The organism is Micromonospora sp. LOL_023, from assembly GCF_048060115.1.
Taxonomy (GTDB): Bacteria; Actinomycetota; Actinomycetes; order Mycobacteriales; family Micromonosporaceae; genus Micromonospora_E.
Genome location: NZ_JBHMIM010000028.1, coordinates 19,150 through 41,005, shown reverse-complemented (window position 1 = coordinate 41,005; position 21,856 = coordinate 19,150). Strand labels below are relative to the sequence as shown.

At 72.0% G+C, this 21,856-nt stretch carries 18 protein-coding genes; 6 read left to right on the top strand and 12 right to left on the bottom strand.

Annotation, left to right across the window (positions count from 1 at the left end):
* Window positions 1–8: 8 nt before the first annotated feature.
* Both ACFHVL_RS16750 and ACFHVL_RS16745 read right to left on the bottom strand, forming a co-directional pair.
* Entirely contained in the window at window positions 9–827 is an 819-nt protein-coding gene (locus tag ACFHVL_RS16750; protein WP_416628912.1) for an SDR family NAD(P)-dependent oxidoreductase, read from the bottom strand.
* The gene (locus ACFHVL_RS16745; RefSeq protein ID WP_416628911.1) at window positions 824–2,461 is read right to left on the bottom strand and encodes an ABC transporter substrate-binding protein; all 1,638 of its coding nucleotides are present in this window, start codon (window positions 2,459–2,461) and stop codon (window positions 824–826) included. Before ACFHVL_RS16745 ends, ACFHVL_RS16750 begins: the two co-directional genes overlap by 4 nt.
* Window positions 2,462–2,708: 247 nt before the next feature.
* On the opposite strand from ACFHVL_RS16745, the gene ACFHVL_RS16740 reads away from it, so the two are divergent.
* Window positions 2,709–3,350 carry a TetR/AcrR family transcriptional regulator gene (locus ACFHVL_RS16740; RefSeq protein ID WP_416628909.1) on the top strand — a complete coding sequence of 214 codons (642 nt, stop codon included), beginning with the start codon at window positions 2,709–2,711 and terminating at the stop codon, window positions 3,348–3,350.
* Window positions 3,351–3,359: 9 nt separating this feature from the next.
* On the opposite strand, the gene ACFHVL_RS16735 is transcribed toward ACFHVL_RS16740, so the two are convergent.
* The 7 genes from ACFHVL_RS16735 to ACFHVL_RS16705 form a co-directional block, all read right to left on the bottom strand.
* Window positions 3,360–4,982 (bottom strand): FAD-dependent oxidoreductase, encoded by a 1,623-nt coding sequence (locus ACFHVL_RS16735; protein WP_416628907.1) that lies wholly within the window; start codon window positions 4,980–4,982, stop codon window positions 3,360–3,362.
* A 19-nt stretch (window positions 4,983–5,001) separates the two neighbouring features.
* A complete protein-coding gene (locus ACFHVL_RS16730; RefSeq protein WP_416628905.1) occupies window positions 5,002–5,721 on the bottom strand; it encodes a hypothetical protein in 720 nt (239 codons plus the stop codon).
* Window positions 5,718–5,954: a 4Fe-4S dicluster domain-containing protein gene (locus ACFHVL_RS16725; RefSeq protein WP_326553205.1), complete on the bottom strand. Its 237-nt coding sequence runs from the start codon at window positions 5,952–5,954 to the stop codon at window positions 5,718–5,720. The genes ACFHVL_RS16730 and ACFHVL_RS16725 overlap by 4 nt, the downstream gene beginning before the upstream one ends.
* Before the next feature lie 2 nt (window positions 5,955–5,956).
* Window positions 5,957–7,720, bottom strand: coding sequence for an FAD-dependent oxidoreductase (locus ACFHVL_RS16720; RefSeq protein WP_416628903.1), 1,764 nt, complete (start codon window positions 7,718–7,720; stop codon window positions 5,957–5,959).
* Window positions 7,721–7,823: 103 nt separating this feature from the next.
* Window positions 7,824–8,564, bottom strand: coding sequence for a maleylpyruvate isomerase family mycothiol-dependent enzyme (locus ACFHVL_RS16715; RefSeq protein ID WP_416628901.1), 741 nt, complete (start codon window positions 8,562–8,564; stop codon window positions 7,824–7,826).
* Window positions 8,561–9,391: a fumarylacetoacetate hydrolase family protein gene (locus ACFHVL_RS16710; RefSeq protein ID WP_416628899.1), complete on the bottom strand. Its 831-nt coding sequence runs from the start codon at window positions 9,389–9,391 to the stop codon at window positions 8,561–8,563. The genes ACFHVL_RS16715 and ACFHVL_RS16710 overlap by 4 nt, the downstream gene beginning before the upstream one ends.
* Window positions 9,388–10,479 carry a cupin domain-containing protein gene (locus tag ACFHVL_RS16705; protein ID WP_416628897.1) on the bottom strand — a complete coding sequence of 364 codons (1,092 nt, stop codon included), beginning with the start codon at window positions 10,477–10,479 and terminating at the stop codon, window positions 9,388–9,390. Before ACFHVL_RS16705 ends, ACFHVL_RS16710 begins: the two co-directional genes overlap by 4 nt.
* 57 nt (window positions 10,480–10,536) lie before the next feature.
* Here ACFHVL_RS16705 and ACFHVL_RS16700 point away from each other — a divergent pair, with 57 nt between their 5' ends.
* The 5 genes from ACFHVL_RS16700 (at window position 10,537) to ACFHVL_RS16680 (ending at window position 17,328) form a co-directional block, all read left to right on the top strand.
* Window positions 10,537–11,301, top strand: a complete 765-nt coding sequence (locus tag ACFHVL_RS16700; RefSeq protein WP_416628895.1) for an IclR family transcriptional regulator — start codon at window positions 10,537–10,539, stop codon at window positions 11,299–11,301.
* 186 nt (window positions 11,302–11,487) lie between these two features.
* Window positions 11,488–13,131 (top strand): ABC transporter substrate-binding protein, encoded by a 1,644-nt coding sequence (locus ACFHVL_RS16695; protein ID WP_416628893.1) that lies wholly within the window; start codon window positions 11,488–11,490, stop codon window positions 13,129–13,131.
* A 230-nt stretch (window positions 13,132–13,361) separates the two neighbouring features.
* Window positions 13,362–14,306, top strand: a complete 945-nt coding sequence (locus tag ACFHVL_RS16690; RefSeq protein ID WP_416628892.1) for an ABC transporter permease — start codon at window positions 13,362–13,364, stop codon at window positions 14,304–14,306.
* The gene (locus tag ACFHVL_RS16685) at window positions 14,303–15,247 is read left to right on the top strand and encodes an ABC transporter permease (protein WP_416628890.1); all 945 of its coding nucleotides are present in this window, start codon (window positions 14,303–14,305) and stop codon (window positions 15,245–15,247) included. Before ACFHVL_RS16690 ends, ACFHVL_RS16685 begins: the two co-directional genes overlap by 4 nt.
* On the top strand, window positions 15,247–17,328 hold the full coding sequence (locus tag ACFHVL_RS16680) for a dipeptide ABC transporter ATP-binding protein (RefSeq protein ID WP_416628889.1): 2,082 nt from the start codon (window positions 15,247–15,249) through the stop codon (window positions 17,326–17,328). The genes ACFHVL_RS16685 and ACFHVL_RS16680 overlap by 1 nt, the downstream gene beginning before the upstream one ends.
* Before the next feature lie 89 nt (window positions 17,329–17,417).
* Here the strand turns inward: ACFHVL_RS16680 and ACFHVL_RS16675 are convergent, their stop codons facing one another.
* Genes ACFHVL_RS16675 through ACFHVL_RS16665 form a run of 3 tightly spaced genes read right to left on the bottom strand, consistent with a single transcriptional unit; the run spans window position 17,418 to window position 21,815 of the window.
* Window positions 17,418–19,514, bottom strand: coding sequence for an FAD-dependent oxidoreductase (locus ACFHVL_RS16675; protein WP_416628888.1), 2,097 nt, complete (start codon window positions 19,512–19,514; stop codon window positions 17,418–17,420).
* On the bottom strand, window positions 19,511–20,281 hold the full coding sequence (locus ACFHVL_RS16670) for an SDR family NAD(P)-dependent oxidoreductase (RefSeq protein ID WP_416628886.1): 771 nt from the start codon (window positions 20,279–20,281) through the stop codon (window positions 19,511–19,513). The genes ACFHVL_RS16675 and ACFHVL_RS16670 overlap by 4 nt, the downstream gene beginning before the upstream one ends.
* Before the next feature lie 43 nt (window positions 20,282–20,324).
* Window positions 20,325–21,815 (bottom strand): aldehyde dehydrogenase family protein, encoded by a 1,491-nt coding sequence (locus ACFHVL_RS16665; RefSeq protein WP_416628884.1) that lies wholly within the window; start codon window positions 21,813–21,815, stop codon window positions 20,325–20,327.
* Window positions 21,816–21,856 lie beyond the last annotated feature (41 nt).

Below are 21,856 nucleotides of genomic sequence, written 5' to 3'. Positions count from 1 at the left end.
CGCCCGGGTCAGACCAGCGGGGCCGGACCGCCGTCGACCTCGATGGTCTGGCCGGTCAGGTACGACGCGGCGTCACTGGCGAGCCAGCGGATCGCCGCGGCGATCTCGGAGGGCTCGCCGATGCGGCCCAGTACGGCGATCCGGCCCATCGCGTCGATCTCGGCGGCGCTACGGTTGCGCTCCATCAACGGGGTACGGATCGGACCGGGCGCGACGCAGTTGACCCGGACCCCGGCGGCACCGTGGTCGATGGCGAGCGCCCGGGTCAGGCCGATGACGCCCGCCTTGGCGGCGCAGTAGGCCGGGTTGGCCCGCATGCCGCGCAGGCCGGCGCCGGAGGAGACGTTCACGATCGAACCGCCGACGGCAGCCAGTCGCGGCAACGCGGCGCGGCACATCAGGAACACCGAGGTCAGGTTGAGCGACAACCAGCTGTCCCACTCGGCCAACTCGAGGTCGAGCACGGTTCGGCCGGGCCGGCTGCCGCCCACCACGTTGATCAACGTGTCCAGCCGTGCGTACCCGGTCATCGCCGCGGCGACCGCGGCGGCGGCACCCGCTTCGGTGGTCGCGTCGGCGATCACCGTGGTCGTCGGTCCGCCGATCTCGGCGGCGGTGCCGGCCAGACCCTCGGCGTCGACGTCGGCCAGCACCAGCCGGTAGCCGGCCTCGGCGAAGGACCTGGCGGTGGCCGCCCCGATGCCGTGGGCGGCGGCGGTGATCAGGGCCACCGGGGTAGCCGGGGTGGTGCCGGTCGCGCCGGCACCACCCCGCCCGGTGACCCGCGCCGACGGGTCAGCGGCGTCGGTCGCGGGTCGTCCGGTCATCCGCGGGTCGCCTTGCCGAGTAGCATCACGGTGTTGACGCTCTGCAAGACGTCGCCGACCTCGTCGGAGATGAGCACCACCTCCGGCTGGGCGGTCACCGCGAGGAACGGCGCGTCCTCGGCGTAGGCCTGGGCGATGGTGGTGATCGCGGCCTTCACCTCGGCCTCGCTGCCGGCGGCCCGGCCGGCGGCGATCGCCTCGTCGACGGTCGGGTTGACGTAACCGGAGAAGTTGCCGCCACCGGTGGTGACGTAGGTGGAGTTGAAGTCGCGGTTGAGGGCGAAGAACGGCTCGGCGTCGGAGATCGACGAGCCGAAGCAGGCCAGGTCGAAGTCCTTGCGTACGATGACCGCCGAGGTGTTGGCCGCGATCTCCTGCTGGTCGGTGAGCTCGACCTGCATCCCGGCCGCCTCCAGCATGCCCTGTACCGCGGTTCCCCAGGTCGGCAGCCCGGTGTGGCAGCTGACCCGGATCCGTCCGTCCCAGCCGTCGGCCTTGACCTGCTCGACCAGTTCCCGGGCCCGGTCGATGTCGTACGCAGGCCCTTCGACGCCGTCGTACCAGCGGGATCCTTCGGAGATCAGCGCGCTGGACATGCTGCCGGCGCCGCCGTACACCCGTTGTTTGAGCGTCTCCAGGTCGATGGCGGCGGCGACCGCCAGGCGGACCCGCTTGTCCGCGGTCGGCGCGGTGGATTCCAACTGGGTGCCATCGGGCTGGCCGTCGCAGCGCGGCGCCGGTTCCCCCTCCTGGCAGGTGATCGGAAAGCCGTTGTTCATGATCATGGTGTCGTTGGCGGAGTACTGCACCCGGATGCCGTCGGCTCCGTCCGCCTCGGCATCCGCGATCGCCCCGGCGTCGCGCAGGAAGGCCAGGTCGACGCTGCCGGCCCGGAACGCCTCGTAGGTCTGCGGTCCGTCGCCGGCGTGGATGAAGCGCACCCCGTCGAGCGGCACCTCGCCGCCCCAGTAGTCGGGGTTGCGGGTCAGTGTCAACGACTCGTCGGCCCGGAACTCGTCAAGGATGAACGGTCCCGCGCCGCCGCCCACCGGGTTGGTGCCGAACGCGTCGCCCTGTTCGGCCACCGCGGCCGGGTTGACCACCATGCCGGGCGTGCCGGCGAGGGCGAACGGGAAGTTGTTCCATGGGAAGGCGAGGGTGAAGACGACCGTACGGTCGTCGGGGGTGGCGTAGTCGGTGATCGGTGCGACCAGTGAGCTGGCGTTGGACCGGGCTTCGGTGTGCCGCTGCAGATTGGCCACGACCGCCGCCGAGTCGTACGGCGCCCCGTCGCTGAAGGTGATCCCGGAACGCAGGGTGAGCGTCCACTGGGTGAAGTCGTCGTTGGGGACCAGCGACTCGGCGGTGTTCGGCTCGAAGGTGCCGCCGTCCGGGTCGAACCGCATGATCGTGTCGTAGAGGGCGGCCAGTTCCGCGCCGCCGGAGTTTCCGGTGCCGGCCACTTGGACCGGGTCGAGGGACTGGGTCGCGGACCAGGTGGCCATGGTGATCGTGCCACCGGTCTCGCTGGTCTCACCGTCGTCGCCGCACGCGGCGACGGAGGCGAGCAGCAGTCCGGCCACCGCGACGCGGGCGGCCGCCCCGTTCCACTTGTACTTCCGACCAGTTGCCATCTGCTTCTCCTGGTAGCCGTGAAGCCCGATGCTGTGTGAACTGCATGTAAACTAGCTGCGTCCCGGCCGCCAATCAAGCGCTCGCTTGGACATTGTTACCCGAGGGCCACCTGGACCACCTGCGGCGCAACCCCGACCAACCGACCACCTCCACCGACGGACGCCGATCAAGGTCGCACCAAGCGCTTGATTGCTGCTCTGTTATGCTGGTGCCGCCCAGTCGCACCGCAGACCCGAAAGAGGCACCGTGGCAGAGTCGCTGGATCGACGACAGCAGATCATCGGCGCCGCCGCGGCCTCCTTCGCCAGTCGCGGGGTGGCCGCCACCACGGTGCGCCAGATCGCCGACGAGGTCGGCATCCTCTCCGGCAGCCTGTACCACCACTTCGACTCCAAGGAAGCGATCGTCGAGGCGATCCTCGGCCCCTACCTCGAGGACCTGCGCCGCCGGTACGCCGAGGTGCTCACCGGGGACAGTGACCCGGCCACCCGGCTGCGCAACCTGGTGCACGCCTCGTTGGATACCGCGGCGGCGCATCCGCACGCCACGGAGATCTACCAGAACGATGTCAACTACCTGCGCGGGCTGGCCCGGTTCCACTACCTCAAGGACGTCGCCCGGGAAGTACAGAGCGCCTGGCTCGGCGTGATCGAGGCCGGCGTCGACAGCGGGGCGTTCCGCGCCGACATCGACACCCGGGTCTTCTACCGCTTCATCCGCGACGCGGTGTGGCTCTCCGTACGCTGGTTCCACCCCACCCCCGAGTACCCCACCAGTCGGCTCGCCGACCAGTGCACCGTGATCTTCCTCGATGGGCTGGCCGACCGGCGGGCCGCCGCGACCGACCGGTCGGATACGACCGAGCCCGCGCCCGTCGCGGCGGGCTGACCGGGCCACTCATCCGGCGGCAAGTGACCGGCCGCTGAGGAATCCGTAGGTCATACCGGCGGCCAGCGTCGCCCCGGCGCCCGGATAGCCCGGCCCGAACGGACTGGCCGCCACGTTCCCGCAGGCGTACAGGCCGGCGATCAGGTCGCCGGCGACATCGCGCACCTGGCCGTGCTCGTCGCAGACCGGGCCGCCCTTGGTGCCCAGGCATCCCAGATGCAGCCGCACCGCGTAGTAGGGACCCGCCCCGAGCGGACGAAGGTTGCGGTGCGGCGTCACGGTCGGGTCGCCCCGGTACCGGTCGTACGCCGTCGCTCCGCGTCCGAACTGCGGATCCTGGCCCTGTTCGGCATGCCGGTTGAACTCGGCGACCTGATCGGCCAACCCGGCCGGATCGATGCCGACCTCGGCGGCCAGTTCCGCGAGGCTCGGCGCGGTCGCCATCCAGCCGGGGGTGGGTGCATCGGGGGTGGCGGTCGCCACCGAGTACGACGAGCGGAACCGGTCGTCGAACACCAGCCAGCACGGCAGGTTGCCGTACTCGTAGCGGATCGGGTCGAACGCCGCCATCGCCTTGCCCAGGTCGTTGTAGTTCATCGCCTCGTTCGAGAACCGCCGGCCGTGTCGGTTGACGATGATCCCGCCGGGCAACGCCCGCAGCCCGGAGGTGGGGCGGAACAGCGGCTCGCCGTCGTAGGTGTCACCGGCCGCGTACACCATCGGCCCCCACCAGGCCTCACTCATGTTGCCGAGCGCCGCGCCGACCTCCATCACCATCCGCAGACCGTCACCGGCGTTCGCCGGCGGGCTGGCCGGAGCGTCCATCGGTACGCCGAGGAACCGCCCGACCATCGCCGGATCCCACTCGAATCCGCCGGAGGCGAGCACCACCCCACGTGCTGCGGCGATCTCCACCTCCCCGTCCGGCGTCGTCACGGTGACGCCGTCGACCCGGCCACCGGTACGGTGCAGCCGGACCGCCCGTGTCTGGGTGTGCACCGTCGCGCCGAGCCGCAGGCAGCCGTACAGCAGCTCGCCGACCAGAGCCGCGCCCATGCCGACCACGCCCTTGGCGGTCCGTTCGGCGATCAGCGCCCAGTCCCACCGGTCCAGGGTGTCCATCCCCCACTGGTCCAGTTCGAGCTTGGTGACCGGGACCGTGCTGTGCGTGGGTCGGAGTCTGCCGCGCAGCTCACCGAGGAGTGTCGCGTCGAACAGCTCGCTCTGCAGGGTCCGACCGCCCGGGTGCGCACCGGGCAGGTCCGGCTGATAGTCGGGGTGCTCCAGATTCGGGGTGAAGCGCAGGCCGGTGTGCTCGACCACCAGATCCAACATCGGGTTTACCTGGTCGACGAACGTCTCGATCAGCTGGTCGGCAACCCTGCCCAGGGCCAGCCGACGCAGATAGGTCACCGCGTCGTCGCGGCTGTCCGGCACGCCCGCCTCAGCCAGCCAGCGGTTCGCCGGCGCCCAGATGGAGCCGCCGGAGACCACGGTGGTGCCGCCGATCACCGGTGCCTTCTCCAGGATCGTGACCCGCAGACCGGACGCGGCGGCGGCCAACGCCGCGGTCAACCCGGCGGCGCCGGTGCCGGCCACCACCACGTCGGTACGCCGTGGCAACTCGTGCATGGCTCGTCCCTCCCCTTCGTCAGGCGCTGGTCCGCCGGCCCTCGAGGGCCTGGCGGATGTTGCGTAGGAAGTCCTCGGCGGTCGGCTCGACCATCGGTCCCATCAACAGCTCGATCATGGGTGCCATCGGTCCGCCCGGGGTGAGCTCCAGGTGGAAACGCAGCCGGGAGCGGCCGGGTGCCGACCCGGTCGGCGGATGGTCGACCGCGGCCGGACCGGTCGGCTGCGGACCGGTCGGCTGCGGACCGGTCGGCTGCGGACCGGTCGTGCGGCGGCGGTTCAGCCAGCGCAGCAGGCGTCCGGCCACGGCGAACCTGATCCGGCGCAGCAGGCCGGGTCGGGCCCGGTCGCCGCGCGGTTCGGCCGCCTCGGTCCGGCCGGACGCCGACGGGGCCGGTTCCGCCGTCTCCGCGGCTGCGGTGCCGGTGGGCGGCGGGGACACCGGCTCGGCGGATTCGAGCTCGAAACTGCCCTGCCCGGTGATCCGCTCGGTCAGACCGGTGATGGTGAACTCCGCCCGGCGGCCCGGCTCCCACACCGTGATGTCCGCCTGCAGCTCGACCTCGCGGGCAAGGATCCCCACGTCGCCGCGGAGCGTCCAGACCGACCGCCGGTCGTCGACGACGTCGAGTTTGCGGAAGCCGACCAGCAGGTGGGCCCAGTTCGGGATCACCTCGACGAACGACCACACCTCGTCGACGTCGACGTCGATCTCCAGGGTGTAGTTCGCCTCGATCATGACTCGGGCCGGCCCGGCAGGATGGAGATTGGCTGCTGCCGCATGCTCCAGGTGAAGTCGATGTCGATGGCTCCGGCCGGGCACTCGACCCGGCAGACGTCGCAGTAGCTGCACTCGTCCGGGTAGCGGACGATCTCCGTCACCCCGCGATCGATGTGCAGGATGTCGCCGGGACAGACGTCCTGGCAGATCCCACAGAGGTTGCAGAGGTTCTCGTTGATCCGTGGTGCCATCTCTATCCCACCTTCCCGGCGAGCCGCGCTCCCCGTTCACCGACCAGTTCCACGACCGACCGGTTCGCCAACTGCGCCGTACGCCAGGCCGGCGTCGGCACGGTGTGCTCCAGCACCGGCCGGTCACCGTCGTGTCCGGCGAGGATCGACACGCCGAGCCACCGCTGGTCGTCGGGTGCCGGTCGGTCGGTGCGGTAGTGCCCCATCAGGAAGCTGAACCGGCTCTCGTCCCGTTCCAGGGCGACGGCGGTCATCATCTCGTCGAACAACCGCAGGTCGAACGCTTCGTGTGCGCGCATCAGCTCATGCCCACCGTCCGCCCGGACAGTGTCGGCCGCCACCGCGTACCCGCGCAGGTACTCGGCGGCCTGCCGCAACCCGATCCGGTTGCGGTCCATCCCCACGTACTTGGTCATCAGGTCCTGCAGTTGATGTTCGTACTCGCGCCAGCCGATTCCACTGGTGCGATTGAGCGGAGCCAGGGTCCGCCGCCGCTCGGCGGCGACCGCCGCCGGGTCGAGGGTCGGTGCCCCGGCGGAGCGGGCGAACTCGGCGGCGGTGCGGCCGATGACGTAGCCGGTGGCCAGCGACCCGGCCAAGGCGTACGCCGGGGTGGCCAGGTCGCCGGCGGCGAACAGCCCGGGCACCCGGGTCTGCCCGTCGGCACCGACCACCACTCCCTTGGGTGACCCGGTGGCCGACCATGCGCCGTTGAACAGCTCGAACTCGACCGGATGGCGGGCCAGATCGATGCCGGACTGCTCCAGGAACTCCAGGAACAGCGGGGCGTCGTAGGAAATGTAGTCGCTGATCGCGGCGATCTCGGCGGGCGGCAGATGGGTGCAGTCGATGTAGACCGGTCCACGGCCGGCGAGCACCTCGCCAGCGGCCTTGCCGACGATGCCGAAGCCGAAGCGACGCTCCCCCTCGATGTCGGGCAGGTCGGCGATGAGCTGGCCGTTTCCGTTGACCAGTCGGCCGCCGGCCTCCAGCAGGTTGCCCATCGCACCGGTGGCGAAGCCACGGGGGAAGAGAAAGGTCCCGAGGAACTCGATGTTGGCGGCCACCGCTCCGGCGCGTGCGGCGAGCGCGAATCCGGTGGTGGCGTGGTACGGCCGGTGGTACGTGTGGAACGCGTCGCGGCGGGGGGAGTTGAAGATGACCCGTTCCGCGTTGCCGGTGGCGACGATCACCGCCCCGGCCCGGAAGGTGAGGAACTCACAGGACCGGATGTCGAAGCCGGTCGCGCCGACCGCGCGGCCGGTGTCGTCGAGCTGCACGCTGGTGGCGTGCACGCCACCGATGATCCGTACCCGGTCGGTGGCGGCGGCCCGTTCGGCCAATCTGGGCTTGATGTCGGCGCCGTCGAACTTGAGCACGATCGGCCCTGGCGTCCACATCCGGCCGACCCGGTCGTAGCCGCCGTCGGCGTTGCGCAGTGGCACGCCCGACTCCTCGAGGAACCGGCAGACCGCCGGCAGCGGTTCGATGCCCAACGGCCCGGCCACGTCCATGTCGACCAGGCCGAGGGCGATGTCGCAGTACCACTTGGCGAAGACTTCCGGGGTGTCCCAGTCCTCGCCGAGGTCCAGGTAGGTGGTGAGGAAGGCCAGGCCACGGCCGGCGTCGCCGGATCGGCGCACCGACCGGGTCTTGTCGACCAGCACCACCGAGGCGCCTGCCTCCGCGGCGCGCACCGCCGCCACGCATCCCGCGATTCCCCCACCGATGACGAGTACGTCGGACTCGATCACGTTGCCGTCCACCGGTGCCTCCCTCCTATCGTCGGTGGCCGGCCGCAACCGGACGTCCACCAGAAATCGATCATGTCATCGTGCCTGCTCAGCAGGGTTCCCACGAGCGGCCGGGTCAGATCCACGGCGGCGGTTCCGGGGGTACGACCCCGGCCGGACGCACCGTCAGACGGTCCGCCGGCTCTCGCCCGATCAGCCAGCCGAGCAGGCTCCAGCCGGGCCCGGACAACTCCACCGGTCGGCCGATCCCGGTCCCACCCGTCCCACCGAGCTGCCATTGGCGGGCCCGGTCGACGGCCCGCAACCGCACCGCCAGGTCGGGGTGGCGGCCGGTGATGGTCGCCGTCACCTCGTCCAGCAGCGCGTCGGTCAGCGGATCGGGCAGGTCGGCGAGACTGCCGCCGAGGTCGAGATCGGCAGCGTGCACCCAGACCTCGCGTACCCGCAGCCAGCACACCTGGCTCGCAGGCACCTCACGGCCCTGGCCGGTCCGCACGGGCGCCGACCAGGCGTCGCCCGGCATCGCCTCGATCGCGCTCTCCAGCCGCCGGGTCGCCGCCGCCAGGTCCGCCCGCAGTCCGGCAGCGCCACGCCCGGCTCCGGCGTCGATGTCAGCGGCCCGCTGATCGGCGTCGGCGTACATCGGGGTGGGGACCCCGGTTCGCGCCCAGGTCAGCAGGTTCACCAGGGCGTCGGCGTTGCGAGCCAGATGGGTGACGAGGTGGGCGCGCGTCCAGCCGGGCAGTCGGCTCGGTGCCGCCGCTGCCGCGTCCGACAACCCGGCGACGAGTTCCCGGCACCGTCGTTCGCCGGTCGTCAGCCAGCCGGCGACGGCGTCGGGTCTCTCAACGGTCATGGCCGCTCCGACCGACAGGTGTTGCGGCATTCCCCGATTCCCCCGATCCGGGTGACCAGCAGGTCGCGGTCGGCGAGGTAGCGAGGTGGTTTGCGGGCGTGGCCGACCCCGCCGGGCGTGCCGGTGGCGATCACGTCGCCGGGCCGCAGCGTGAAGATGGTCGACAGGTACGACACCAGCCGCGCCGGGCCGAAGACCAGCTCGGTGCTGTCCGAGCGCTGCACGACCTCGCCGTTGACCAGGCACTCGACGGCGAGCCCGGCGTCGAGGTCCAACTCGTCCGGGGTGACCAGGCAGGGGCCCAACGGCGTGGTGGACTCGAACGTCTTGCCGGCCAGCCACTGCGGGGTGCGGTACTGCCAGTCCCGGGCGGTGACGTCGTTGAGCACCGTGTAGCCGGCGATGGCGGCGGCCGCCCGGGCCTCGGTGGCGTGCCGGACCGGGGTGCCGATGACGACGGCCAGTTCGACCTCCCAGTCCATGGCGGTCGAGGCGGCCGGCAGGATGACCGGGTCGCCGGCGCCGATCAGCGCCGGTGGGTACTTGGCGAAGATCGTCGGATACTCGGGAAGCTCCCGCCCCATCTCCAGGATGTGCCGCCGGTAGTTGAGCCCGACACAGACGATCTTCTCGGGTCGGGTGATCAGCGGCGCGTGGTCGAGACCGTCGAGCGGGTGTCGGGCACCGTCGGCCGTGGCGGCCCGGTCGGCCCACCCCGGATCGGTCAGCAGTTCCCCGACGTCGGCCGCCCCGAGCTCGACGGCCGCCTCGGTGTCGAGCCGCACCGCGGTGGTCCCGGTCGCGGTGCGGATGGTCGCCAGCCTCATGCCGGATCCTCCTGCTCGTGTCGCGCCAGGTGCAGCGCCTCGTAACTGGGCGCATCGCTGAACCGGAACAGGTCCACGCCGGCGTCGGTCCGGACGCCGACCGGGCACCATGACGGCACGGCGAACAGATCGCCGACGCCGAGTTCCCGTTCCCCGTCACCGAGCACGACGGTGGCGTGCCCGCTGAAGACCTGCCAGACCGATGAGCCGACCTCCCGCCGCAGGGCGGTGCGGGTTCCGGCGCTCAGCCGGTGCATCTCCAGCCGCAACGTCGCCAGGGCGTCGCGGCCGGTGGTCGGATTGACGAAGCGCACCGCGGCGTGGCCGGGTTCGACCAGACACGGATGCCCTTCGCCGGCGAGTTCCAGCTGGGCGGCGAGCGCCGCGTCGGTGTGTGCCCACCGGTACGCGGGCAGCGGCGAGTTGACGGTGTCCCGGTCGATCGCCAACGGTCGTAGCCCCGGGTGCGCCCAGAGCCGCTCGCCCCGGGAGACCGCCGGGGTCGAGGTGTCGGTGAGCTCGTCCGGGCCGAACTCGAAGAAGCCCGCGTCGAGTTGGGCGTTCAACGGAATGTCGAGCCCGTCCAGCCAGACCATCGGGGCGTCGGCGGTGTTGTGGTGCTCGTGCCAGGCCCAGCCCGGGGTGAGCAGCAGGTCACCGCGGCGCATGGCGACGGGGTCACCGTCGACCACGGTCCAGACGCCCTCTCCTTCGAGTACGAAGCGGAACGCGTTCTGGCTGTGCCGGTGGGCGGGCGCGACCTCCCGGGGACCGAGGTACTGCACCGCTGCCCACAGCGTCGCGGTGGCGAACGGGTCGCCGGGCAGGCCGGGGTTGGCCAACGCGATGGCCCGGCGTTCCCCGCCCCGGCCGACCGGGACCAGGTCGCCGGCGCGGGCGGCGAGGGGCAGCAGCCGGGCCCACGGCCAGACGTGCGGCACGGCGCGGGGCGTCGGGGCGACCGGCATCAACCCGGCCCGTACGGTCCAGAGCGGCTTGAGTCCGGCGGCGTCGAAGTCGGTGTAGAGCTGCTGCAGAGCGTGGTCCTGGACCATCTCGGCACCGCCCTTGGAGTCCACGTCAACCATGCGGCCAGGCTAGGAACCTTCTTTACGACGGAATGATTGCGTGGTCATAATTCTCTCGTGCAGAACGCCGTGCCGTACCCGATCGAGTCCGTCGACAACGCCCTACGCCTGATCCTGCTGCTGCGCGAGCGGTCCCGGCTGGGGGTGGCCGAGGCCGCCCGCCACCTCGGGGTGGCACCGTCGACGGCGCACCGGTTGCTCGGCATGCTGAAGCACCACGGCTTCGCCGTGCAGGACGGTCGACGCGCGTACCTGCCCGGGCCGGTCTTCGCCGAGCTGGGCCTGGTCGCCGGGCGACCGGGCCCGGATCTGCGCAGCGTGGTGCGCCCGCATCTGGAGCGGCTCAGCGGCGCGCTGCAGGAGACTGTGCACCTGGCGGTGCTGCAGGGCACCGCGGTCCGGTTCCTCGACGGCGTGGAGGCGACCCACGGCCTGCGGGTCGGTTCCCGGGCCGGGATGTCGATGTCGGCGCACTGCACCTCGGGCGGCAAGGTCCTGCTCGCCCAGCTCTCGCCGGCGGAGTTGGAGATCCTCTATCCACGCGGGCTGCCCGCGGCGTACGGGCCGGCGGTGGAGGATCTCGCCGCCCTACGTCGCCAGCTGGCCACCGCACGTCGACTCGGGTACGCGGTGAACCGCGAGGAGAGCGAGCGGGGCATCACCGGGATCGGGGTCTGCCTGCGCGACACGGCCGGTCGGGTGCGCGGCGCCCTGGCCGCCGGCATGCCGACCGCCCGTTGCCCGAACACCCGGATTCCCGAGGTGGCGGCCGAACTGCTCACCGCCGCCGGCCTGATCACGGCCGAACTCGGCAGCGGCTGACCGGCCGGTCAGCTCGGGGCGGCGGCGACCGCCGTACCGCCGCTGGCCGCTGGCCGCAACATTGCCGCAACACGCCGTTGACGAAGCAAGCGCTTTGTTGGTAGCTTCCTCGCTACTCTCGCCGGCGTCGCGCCGTGCCGCACCGCCGGTAGAGCATCTGCCGCCTACCGAAGGTGGGACCACGAAGTGAGACACGTACATCGCACCCTCGCGCCGCTGCTGGCCTTGTCCCTGCTGCCACTCGCCGCTTGTAGCAACAGTTCCGATCCGGACCCCGACTCCGATCCCAACACCGACGTCGACGCGAGCGGCTGTGCGCCAGCGGCGACGTTCGGCTCGGTGGCCCACGACCCGACCGCCATCCTCAGGTACGGCAGCGTGCCGGCCAGCTCGCTCGACCCGATCCGGATGATCGAGGCGAACGAGATCACCGTGCTGCAGACGATCTTCGACCCGCTGGTCAAACTCGACGCCAACGACCAACCCGTACCCGGCCTGGCCACCGAGTGGGCGGTCGTCGACGACGGCGTCATGGAGTTCACCCTCCGCGAGGACGTCGTCTTCTCCGACGGCACCCCGTTCGATGCCGAGGCAGTGCGCTTCAACATCGACCGGGCGATGAACGACGACGAGTCGAACATCAAGGCCGAACTCGCCAACGTCCAAGCCGTCGAGGTCGTCGACGAACACACCGTACGGTTCGACCTGGATCCGCCGAACCCAGCCGCCTTCCCGATCATCCTCTCCGACCGTCCCGGGCTGATGGCCTCGCCCGACGCGGTCCGCGCCGCCGGCTCCTCCACCGCGTTCAGCGACGCACCGGTCGGAGCCGGACCGTACGCCGTCGAGGGTGCCTGGTACTCGCGCGAACGGGTCAACGTCCGGGCCTGGGACGGCTACTGGAACGCCGAGGAACGACTGCTCGGCGGGATCGACTTCATCGAAACCTCGACCGACGCCAGCCTCGGCGCGCTGCAGGCCGGGGATCTCGACGTGCAGTACATCGAGGACGACAAGGTCGGCGCGGCCTGCGCCGACGACCGGCTGCGGGTGATGTCGTCGTCGACCAACGAGATCCGCGCACTACTGATCAACCAGGCCATGGAGCCGTTCGACGACGTACGGGTCCGCCAGGCGCTGCGCCACGCCCTCGATCGTGAGGCGATCGCCGCGGCGTTGACCGATGGACGGTCCGAGGCAGCCACTCAGTGGTTCCCCGAAGGCTCGGTCGCCTACTCGGCGGAGCTGGCCGACGCCTATCTGTACGATCCGGAGCGGGCCCGGGAACTGCTCGCCGAAGCCGGCTATCCGGACGGCGTGACGTTCACCGCCGAGATCGGCGGCACCTTCACCGCGTACGTACGGATGGGTGAGCTGGTGCAGGCGCAGTTGCAGCAGGCCGGCTTCACCATGGACCTACAGCTGATCGACCCGGCGCAGATGCTCGCCCGCCTCTATGGCACAGCCGACTCACCGCCGCAGATCGCCGCCGCGCCGCTGGCGATGGCGCCGGCCCGGTCACCGTCCAACCGGTTCCGGGAACGGTTCTTCGAAGACGGTCGGTACAACCCGTCCGGCGAGACGGTCCCGGGGCTTCGGGACCTGGTCGTCCGGGCCGATGCCGCCGTCGACCCGGACGAACGGGCCGACCTGCTCCGCCAGGCCGCCGCCCTGGCCGCTGCGGAGGCCGGCGCAGGGGTGCCGCTGTTCTTCGTCGCCGGGCACACCGCGATGGGCGCGTACGTCGGCGGGGTGCAACGCGGTTCCACCAGGTCGAACATGACGTTCGACGGGCTGTACGTCACCGAGGGCAGGGTGCCGGTGGCCTGACACCGGACCCCGGCCGGGCACCGCCGGGGACGAACCACCGTCGGCGCCGTGGGATCCGCACCCGGATCCCACGGCGCGGCGTGTGTGGTGTGGTGCCGTGGTGCCCGTGCCCTGGTGACCGGCCGGCACCGACGGCCGACCGTTGACGAACAAGCGCTCGTTAGGTACGTTGCCCGGACAGTCAGACGCTGGTCGACACAGCGTTCCGGCGGCCAAAGGACTGCGCACAGATGGCCTCACTCATCCTCCGGCGACTCCTGTCGGCGATCCCGCTGCTGCTGATCGTTTCCCTCGGCGCCTTCTCCCTGGTCGCGCTGCTACCCGGCGACCAGGCGACGGCGATCGCCGGTGAGCACGCCACCCCGGAACAACTGGCCGCCCTGCGCCAGCAGCTACGCCTCGACGACCCCTTCCTGGTCCGCTACGCCCACTGGCTCGGCGGCATCGCACAGGGCGACCTGGGCGACTCGGTGGTCACCGGCCGGGCGATCGGCGACGAGATCCTGCGCCGCGCGCCGCTGACCGCGAGCATCGCCCTGGGCACCCTCGTCGTCGTCCTGCTGATCGGCGTACCGACCGGGCTCCTGCAAGGGGTCTACGCCGGACGCGCCGTCGACCGGTTCGGCCTGCTCGGCAGCGCCATCGGCCTGGCCGTACCGAACTTCTGGCTGGCGACCATGCTGATCGCCGTCTTCGCGGTGCAACTGCGTTGGCTGCCGGCCACCGGCTACACCCCGCTGAGCGAGGGAGTCCTACCGTGGGCCCAGAACCTGGTCATGCCGTCGATCACCCTCGGTGTGTTCACCGCCGCTGAGCTGGCCCGGCAGCTGCGCAGCGGATTCCTCACCGCGTACGACCAGCCCTACATCCGCACCGCCTGGTCGAAAGGCCTGCCGGCCCGGACCGTCATCGGCAAACACGCGCTGAAGAACGCCGCGGCACCGGCGATCACCGTGCTCGGAATCCGTCTCGGCCATCTGCTGTCCGGCGCGGTGATCGTCGAGTCGATCTTCGGCATGCCGGGGCTCGGCAAGTTCGCCATCGACGCGATCCTCAACCGGGACTTCCCGGTCGTCCAGGCCGTGGTGCTGGTGTCCGCCGGGGTGGTGCTGACCGCGAACCTGCTCGTCGACATCGCGTACGGCCTCCTCAACCCCAAGGTGCGGATCTCATGAGCCGACCAGTCGCTCCGCACAGCGCCCCGTCGGTCGCCGCCGACCGGATCCCCGGTGGCGGGCTGGAAACAGCCGGCCTGGACCGCCGGGTCCGCGGGGACACCCTGGCCGCCCGGATCATCCGTCAACCGGTGACCCTGGTCGCCCTCGGCTACCTGGCGCTGCTCTGCCTGCTGGCGGTCGCCGCCCCGCTGGTCAGCCCGTACGACCCGTACGCCACCGACTTCCGGGCGATCCTCGAACCACCCTCCGCACGGCACTGGCTGGGCACCGACGACCTCGGTCGGGACATGCTCAGCCGGCTGCTCCACGCCTCCCGCGCCTCCCTGCTGGCCTGCCTGCAGGCGGTCGGGCTGGGCCTGCTCGGCGGGGTGCTGCTCGGCGTGACCGCCGGCTACTTCGGCGGGTGGGTGGACCGGCTGGTGATGACGCTGGTCGACGCCGTCCTCAGCGTCCCCGGCCTGCTGCTGGCGATGTCCATCGTCGGCGTGCTCGGCCCCGGGCTGCGCAACGCCATGTTCGCCCTCGCGGTCATCTTCGTGCCGATCTTCGCCCGGTTGAGCCGCATCCAGGCGCTGGCCGTACGCGAGGAGACCTACCTCGAGGCGGCCCGCTCGATCGGCGTGTCGCACCTGCGGTCGGTGCTACGCCACGTCCTGCCCAACATCGCCGGCCCGCTGGTCGTCCAGATCTTCATCACCATGGCCGTGGCGATCGTCGCCGAAGGCGCCATGAGCTATCTCGGGCTGAGCATCCAACCGCCGGAGGCGAGCTGGGGCAACCTGCTGCAGCGAGCGTTCTCGTCGGTCGCCATCGCACCCTGGTTGATCTTCATCCCCGGCCTGACCATCACCCTTACTGTCGTTGCCTTCCAGGTGCTCGGCGACGGACTCAGCCAGGCCCTGTCCGGCGGGCACCAGCAGCAGAAAGCAGGTCGCTGATGACCGCCACCACGACGACCCGCCCGCTGCTGGAGGTCAGCGGGCTGACCGTGAGCGTCGGTTCCGGCCGCAACCCGGTCCACCTGGTGGAGCAGGTGGACCTGACCGTCGCCGCCGGTCAGACCCTCGGGTTGGTCGGCGAGAGCGGGTCCGGCAAGAGCATCACCTGCCTGGCGCTGGCCGGACTGTTACCCCAGGGTGCCCGGGTCACCGGCGGCTCGATCCGGTTCGCCGGTGAGGAACTGACCGGCCGCTCCTCCGCCGAGCTGACCCGGTTCCGGGGCAGCCGGATCGGCATGGTCTTCCAGGAGGCGCTGAGCAGTCTCAACCCGGCGTTCACGGTCGGCAACCAGATCGTCGAGAGCCTGCGCCGGCACACCCCGATGACCCGAAGACAGGCCAACGAGCGCGCGGTGGAACTGCTGGACCTGGTCCGGATCCCGGATCCCCGGCAACGGGCGGCCAGCTATCCGCACGAGATGTCCGGCGGGATGGCCCAGCGGGCGCTGATCGCGATGGCAATCGCCGGTGAGCCGGAGCTGCTGATCGCCGACGAGCCCACCACCGCGCTGGACGTCACGGTGCAGTTGCAGATCCTCCAGTTGCTCGGCGAGCTGCGCGACGCGCTCGGCATGGCGTTGCTGCTGATCTCGCACGATCTCGGCGTCATTTCCACCATGGCGCAGCAGCTCAGCGTCATGTACGCCGGACAGGTCGTCGAATCCGGACCGGTCGGTGACGTCTTCGCCGCGCCCCGGCATCCGTACACCAGCGCGCTCATCGCGTCGAGCGCCGACGTCGCGGCGAAGTCGCGGCGGCTGCCGGTGATCCCCGGCCAGGTGCCACGACCGGGCAGCTTCCCCGCCGCCGGCTGTCGGTTCGCCAACCGGTGCCGGCACGTGCTCCCGCAGTGGGAACGCCAGGACCCACCGTGGACCGTGCTGGCCGACGGTGCCCGGGGCACCCGCTGCGGCCGACACGCCGAGCTCGGCCTGCCCGGCACCGGCGCGGTGCCGGATCCCGGCCCGCCGGCCGATCCGGCCGACGCGGGCCGCGACGCCGAACCTGTCAGCGCGGGACCCGGCGACGCCGAACTGGACGGTCCCCTCACCGACGCCGGCACGGTGCTGCGAATCCGCGACCTCGGCAAGCAGTTTCCGGTCCGCCGTGGCGTGCTGGGACTGCGCCGGGTCGTGGTGCACGCCGTCGACGGGGTCGATCTGACGGTACGGCGCGGCCGCACCCTCGGGCTGGTCGGCGAGAGCGGCTCGGGCAAGTCGACCGTCGGCCGACTCGCTCTACGGCTGATCGAACCCACCAGCGGGGAGGTCACGTTCCTCGGCCGGGACCTCGCCGCGATGAGCCGCGGTCAGCTACGGTCCCACCGCATCGGCATGCAGATGGTCTTCCAGGACCCGTACGCCTCGCTGGATCCGTCGATGACGGTCGGCCAGAGCATCGCCGAGCCGCTGGTGGTGCACTCCCGGCTCACCCCGGCCGAGCGTCGCTCCCGGATCGGACGACTGCTGGAACGGGTCGGGCTGGACCCGTCGCTGGCCCGCCGGTCGCCGCGCTCGCTCTCCGGCGGCCAGCGCCAGCGGATCTCGTTCGCCCGGGCGTTGGCGCTGGAACCGCAACTCATCGTCTGTGACGAGCCGGTGAGCGCCCTGGACGTCTCCACCCGATCGCAGATCGTAAACCTCATCCAGGACATTCAGGAGTCCGAGGGGATCGCCTTCCTCTTCATCGCCCATGACCTCGCCCTGGTGCATCACCTCAGCCACGAACTCGCGGTGATGTACCTGGGGCGGGTGGTGGAGAGCGGACCGGCCAGCCGGGTGTACGCCGAGCCCGCGCACCCGTACACCAAGACGCTGCTGGCGTCGATGTTGACGCCGGCCAGCCACGGCCTCGCCGGCCGCACCACGCCGACCGGCGAGATTCCCAGCCCGATCGACCCACCGTCGGGCTGCCGGTTCCGCACCCGCTGCCCGTCCGTCATGCAGATCTGCGCCGAGGTGACCCCGAAGCCGGTGCCGATCCCGGGTGGCGGCTGGTCCGCCTGTCATCTGCACCAGTGATGCCGTGCGCCGGCCTGCTGGGCGCGCACCAGCCGGCCAAGCCGCCGCCGACCGCCATGTCGGCCATCGGCGCGGTGCCGCCAGCAGGGTCACCGGGACAGCCCATGGCCGAACCGGGCTCCTTCCAGCACCGCATGGGTCAACCGGCGCGGCGCCAGCGCGTCCCCGACCAGCTGGCGTCGCAGCTGCGCCGGCAGGGCCGTCCGCAGGTCTGTCGCCGCCGCCCGGCCGTGCGCGAGAACCACCGCGCCGGCGGGGACGGTGGACCGGTGCCCGCTGAACAGCTGCTCGACCTCGACCGTGTCGCCGACCCACCGGCGCACCCGGGTCATCGGCGTGATCGTCACCGACCCGGCGAACAGCCGGCGCAGCAGCGCCGACCGGGTCCGTAGCTCGATGTCGGGTCCGATGTCGACGCACTCGGTGACCAGGCGTACCGGCCAGCCGGCACCGGCCAACAGGTCGGCGGCGAGAAACGGCTCGAGATGCCGCTCGGCACCGCCGACCACCACGGCCGGCGCGCCCGCCGGCGGCCGGCGGCCCGCCAACAGGTCCAGTGTGGTCAACGGCGGGTGGTCGCTCGGGAAGTCCGCCGGCCGGGCACGGCTGCCGGTGGCCAGCACCACCAGCTCCGCGTCCAGCGCGACCAGGTCGGTGGCGGTGGCCGCCGACCCGGTACGCAGGGTGATCCGCCCACCGGCCGGGTCGGGCTGGTCCACCAGCGCTCGCAACCGTTGCTCCAGCCGGTGCAGCAGCGGCGTCCAGGCGGCGAGCAGCGGCGAGCCGACCAGTTGGCGCAGCACCCCGCCGACCGAGTCGGCTGCCTCGATCAGGGTGACGTCGGCTCCGCCGCGCGCCGCGCCGATCGCCACCTCCAGGCCAGCGGGCCCGGCGCCGACCACCGCGATCCGGCGGCGGTTCGGCTGGCTGCGGGTGAGCCCGCGGCGGGCGAGGCGACGGGTGCCGGCGGGCGGGCGGTCGAACTCGGCCTCCCGCCCGGCGCGCGGGTTCGCCGGGCAGGAGAACGGCACCCGTACGCACTCGTTGCAGCCGACGCAGCGCGCGATCCGGGCTGTGTCCCCGCTGATCGTCTGCCGGGCGAAGGCGGGATCCGCGATCAGCGCCCGGGCCAGGCCGACCAGGTCGGCCGTCCCGTCGGCGACCAGCTCGCGGGCGAGGGCCGGGTCGGTGATCCGGCCGGTGACCACGACCGGGACGCCGACGGCTGCGCGGACCAGCCGGGCAGCCGCCGCAGCCGGCGCCGGTGGCACCAGCCACGGCCCGGTGTACGCGGTGGCCGGCCGGCCGGCGCGCAGCCCGTCGTGGTTGCCCAGGGACAGGTTGACGTAGTCGACGAGGTCGGCCAGCCCGCCGGCGACCTCGGCCACACCGGTCGGGTCGATCCCGGCCGGTAGTTCCTCACCGGCGGTGAGCCGGATGCCGAGCAGCGCGCCGTCTCCCACGGTGCCGCGGATCGTCCGCAGGATCCGGCGGATCAGCCGCAGGCGATCCGCCAGCGATCCCCCGTACCGGTCGGTGCGGCGGTTGTAGTGCGGCGACAGGAACCGGTTCAGCAGATAGCCGTGACCGGCGTGCAGCTCGACCCCGTCGAATCCGGCGGTGACGATGGCCGCGGCGGTGCTGTCGTAGCCGTACACCAGGTCGTCGATCTCGGTGGCGGTGAGTTCGTGCGGTACGGCCCCCGTGTCGTCGGCGCGTACCTCGGACGGGGCCACCGTCGGCTGGAAGTTGTCCCAGCCACGTTCGGCGCCGGGGTGATGGATCTGGCCGACGGCGACCGCTCCGCCGCTGTGCACCGCCGCCGCGAGCCTGGCCAAAGGGTCGTGCGCGCCGGCGAGCAGCAGGTCCCGGTGCCGGGGGTCACGGACGTGGAACGAGACCGCGTCGGGGTCGGCGTAGGCTTCCGGGTCGCCGGCACACACCTGCGCCGGGTACACCGGATTGGCGTACACCCCCTGACCGGCAGGCAGCACGATCATCGCGACTCCACCCGCGGCGCGCTCGGCCACGTAGCGCAGCAGCCGCCGGGGTGGCAGCCGGCCGAGGTGTGGCGTCATCACCATCCGGTTGCGTAGCCGGTGCCGGCGCACCAGGAGCGGCGCCGCCAACGGATCGCCGATCGGCTCCGGCCGCTCGCCGGCCACGTCGGTCCACTCACCGGTCACGCCGGCAGCAGCGTCTGCAGGGCGACGCCCAGCCCGCCGTCTACGGCGATGACCTGGCCGGTCACGTACCGGGCGGCATCGCCGAGCAGGAACACCGCGACCGGGGCGATGTCCGCCGCCGATCCGGTACGCCCGAGCGGGACGGCGGCGCCGCGACGCTTCGCGGCCTGCGGATCACGGCTGCTGGCCGAGAAGTTCGTGCCGCTGACGATGCCCGGGGCGATGGCGTTTACCCGGATCCCGTCCGGTCCCCACTCCAGCGCCATCTGCCGGGTCAGCGAGATGACCGCCGCCTTTGCCGCGTTGTACGCGCCGGCGCCGGGGGCGGCGTGGATGCCGCAGAGCGAGGAGAGGTTGACGATCGCGCCAGCACCGGCGGTCAACGCGGGCAGTGCCGCCTGGCTGCAGTAGAGCGCGCTGGCGCAGTCGATCCGCATGATCGCGTCCCAGTCGTCCGCCGCGATCGACCGCAGCGGTCCGCCACGGACCACGCCGACGTTGTTGACCAGCCCGGTGAGCCGGCCGAGCAGTTCACCGGCGGTGCCGACCACCCGGGCGGCGGCCTGCGGATCGGCCACGTCCCCCGGTACCGGGTACGCGGTGCCGCCGGCCGCGACGACCGAGTCCGTCGTGGCCCGGGCGGCGGCCGGGTCCAGGTCGTTGACGGCCACCGCCGCACCGGCCGCGGCGACCTCCCGGGCGATCGCCGCCCCGATTCCCGATCCGGCGCCGGTGACCAGCACCGCGCCATCCACCAGTCGTGTCATCGCGACCCCTCCCCGGTGCCGCCCGGCGGTCCGCCGGGTGGGCTCATTCGTCGACCGCCAGTAGTACGTTCTTGATCCGGCTGAACTCGAGCAGCCCGGCGAGCCCGCCGACCTTGCCGTAGCCGCTCTGTTTCACCCCGCCGAACGGGGCGAACGGTCCGGCGGGCGCACCGGCGCCGTTGACGCCGACGTTGCCGACGTCAAGCGCCGAGGCGACCCGCAGCGCCCGGTCGACGTCGCGGGTGTGGACGTAGCCGGCGAGGCCGTACCGGCTGGCGTTGGCCGCTTCGACGGCCTCGGCCTCCTCGTGGAACCGGCAGACCGACAGCACCGGCCCGAAGATCTCCTCGGTGGCGAGTTCGCTGTGCGGGTCCACGTCGGAGAAGACGGTCGGTGCGACGTAGCACCCGTCGGCGAGTTCGCCACCGGGCCGGTGCCCGCCGAGGACCAGGTCGCCGGCACCGTCGCGGCGGGCCCGGTCGATGACCCCGACGACCCGGTCGCGGGCGGCCGCGTCGATCAGCGGCCCCATCCGGACGGCCGGGTCGAACGGATCGCCGACGGTGACCGCGCCGATTCCGTCGACCAGCCGGTCGAGTACCTGGTCGTACACGTCGTCGTGGACGAACATCCGGGTCGGGATGGTGCAGCCCTGGCCGCTGTTCGCGGTGATCAGCAGCGCCAGCCGGCAGGCCCGGTCGAGATCGGCGTCCGGGAAGACCAGCGACGCGCTCTTGCCGCCGAGTTCCAGCAGCAGTGGTTTGAGGGTCGGGGCCGCGGCCGCCTGGATGCGGCTCGCGGTCGCGGGGCCGCCGACGAAGCCGATCTTGTCGATGTCGGGGTGCCGGACCAGGGCGTCACCGACCGCCGGGCCGCCGGGCAGCACGTTGACCACCCCGGGCGGCAGGCCGGCCTCGGCGCACATCCGGCCGAACCGCAGCGCGGCGAACGGGGCCTGCTCCGGTGGCTTGACGATCACCGTGCAGCCGGCCGCCAACGCCGGGGCCACCGTGGTCTGGATGTTGGCCAGCGGATGGTTCCAGGTGAGGATGGCGCCGACCACACCTACCGGTTCCAGCAGGGTCAGGTCGAGCGCGCCGGGCATCCGCAGCGAGTCGCCGGTCGCCTTGTCCAGCCAGCCGGCGTAGTAGTCGAAGAAGGTCTGCCCGGTGGTGTAACGACCAAGTGACAGCGCGGCCGGGGTGCCGACCTCCAGGGCGTTGATCGCGGCGAACTCGGCGGCGTTGGCCCGGATCAGGTCACCGAGCCGGGTCAGGACCTCCCGGCGTCGGTCGGTCGGCCAGCGCCGCCACCCGGGCAGCGCGGCTCGGGCGGCGGCGACAGCGTCGGCTACCTCGGCTGCCCCGGCGAGAGCGAAGACCTGCTGGACCCGCCCGGTGCCCGGGTCGACGTGCTCGCGCTGGCCGCCGGTGCCGGTGTCCCGCCATTGCCCGCCGACCAGGATGCCGGGTCGCAGCAGGTCGGTCGGGTCGGCTGGCCGGGTGATCACCGCCATCGCGGACCGCCGGGGCACCGGATCGGGGTCGGGCTGGACGACGACAACTGCACAGCTTC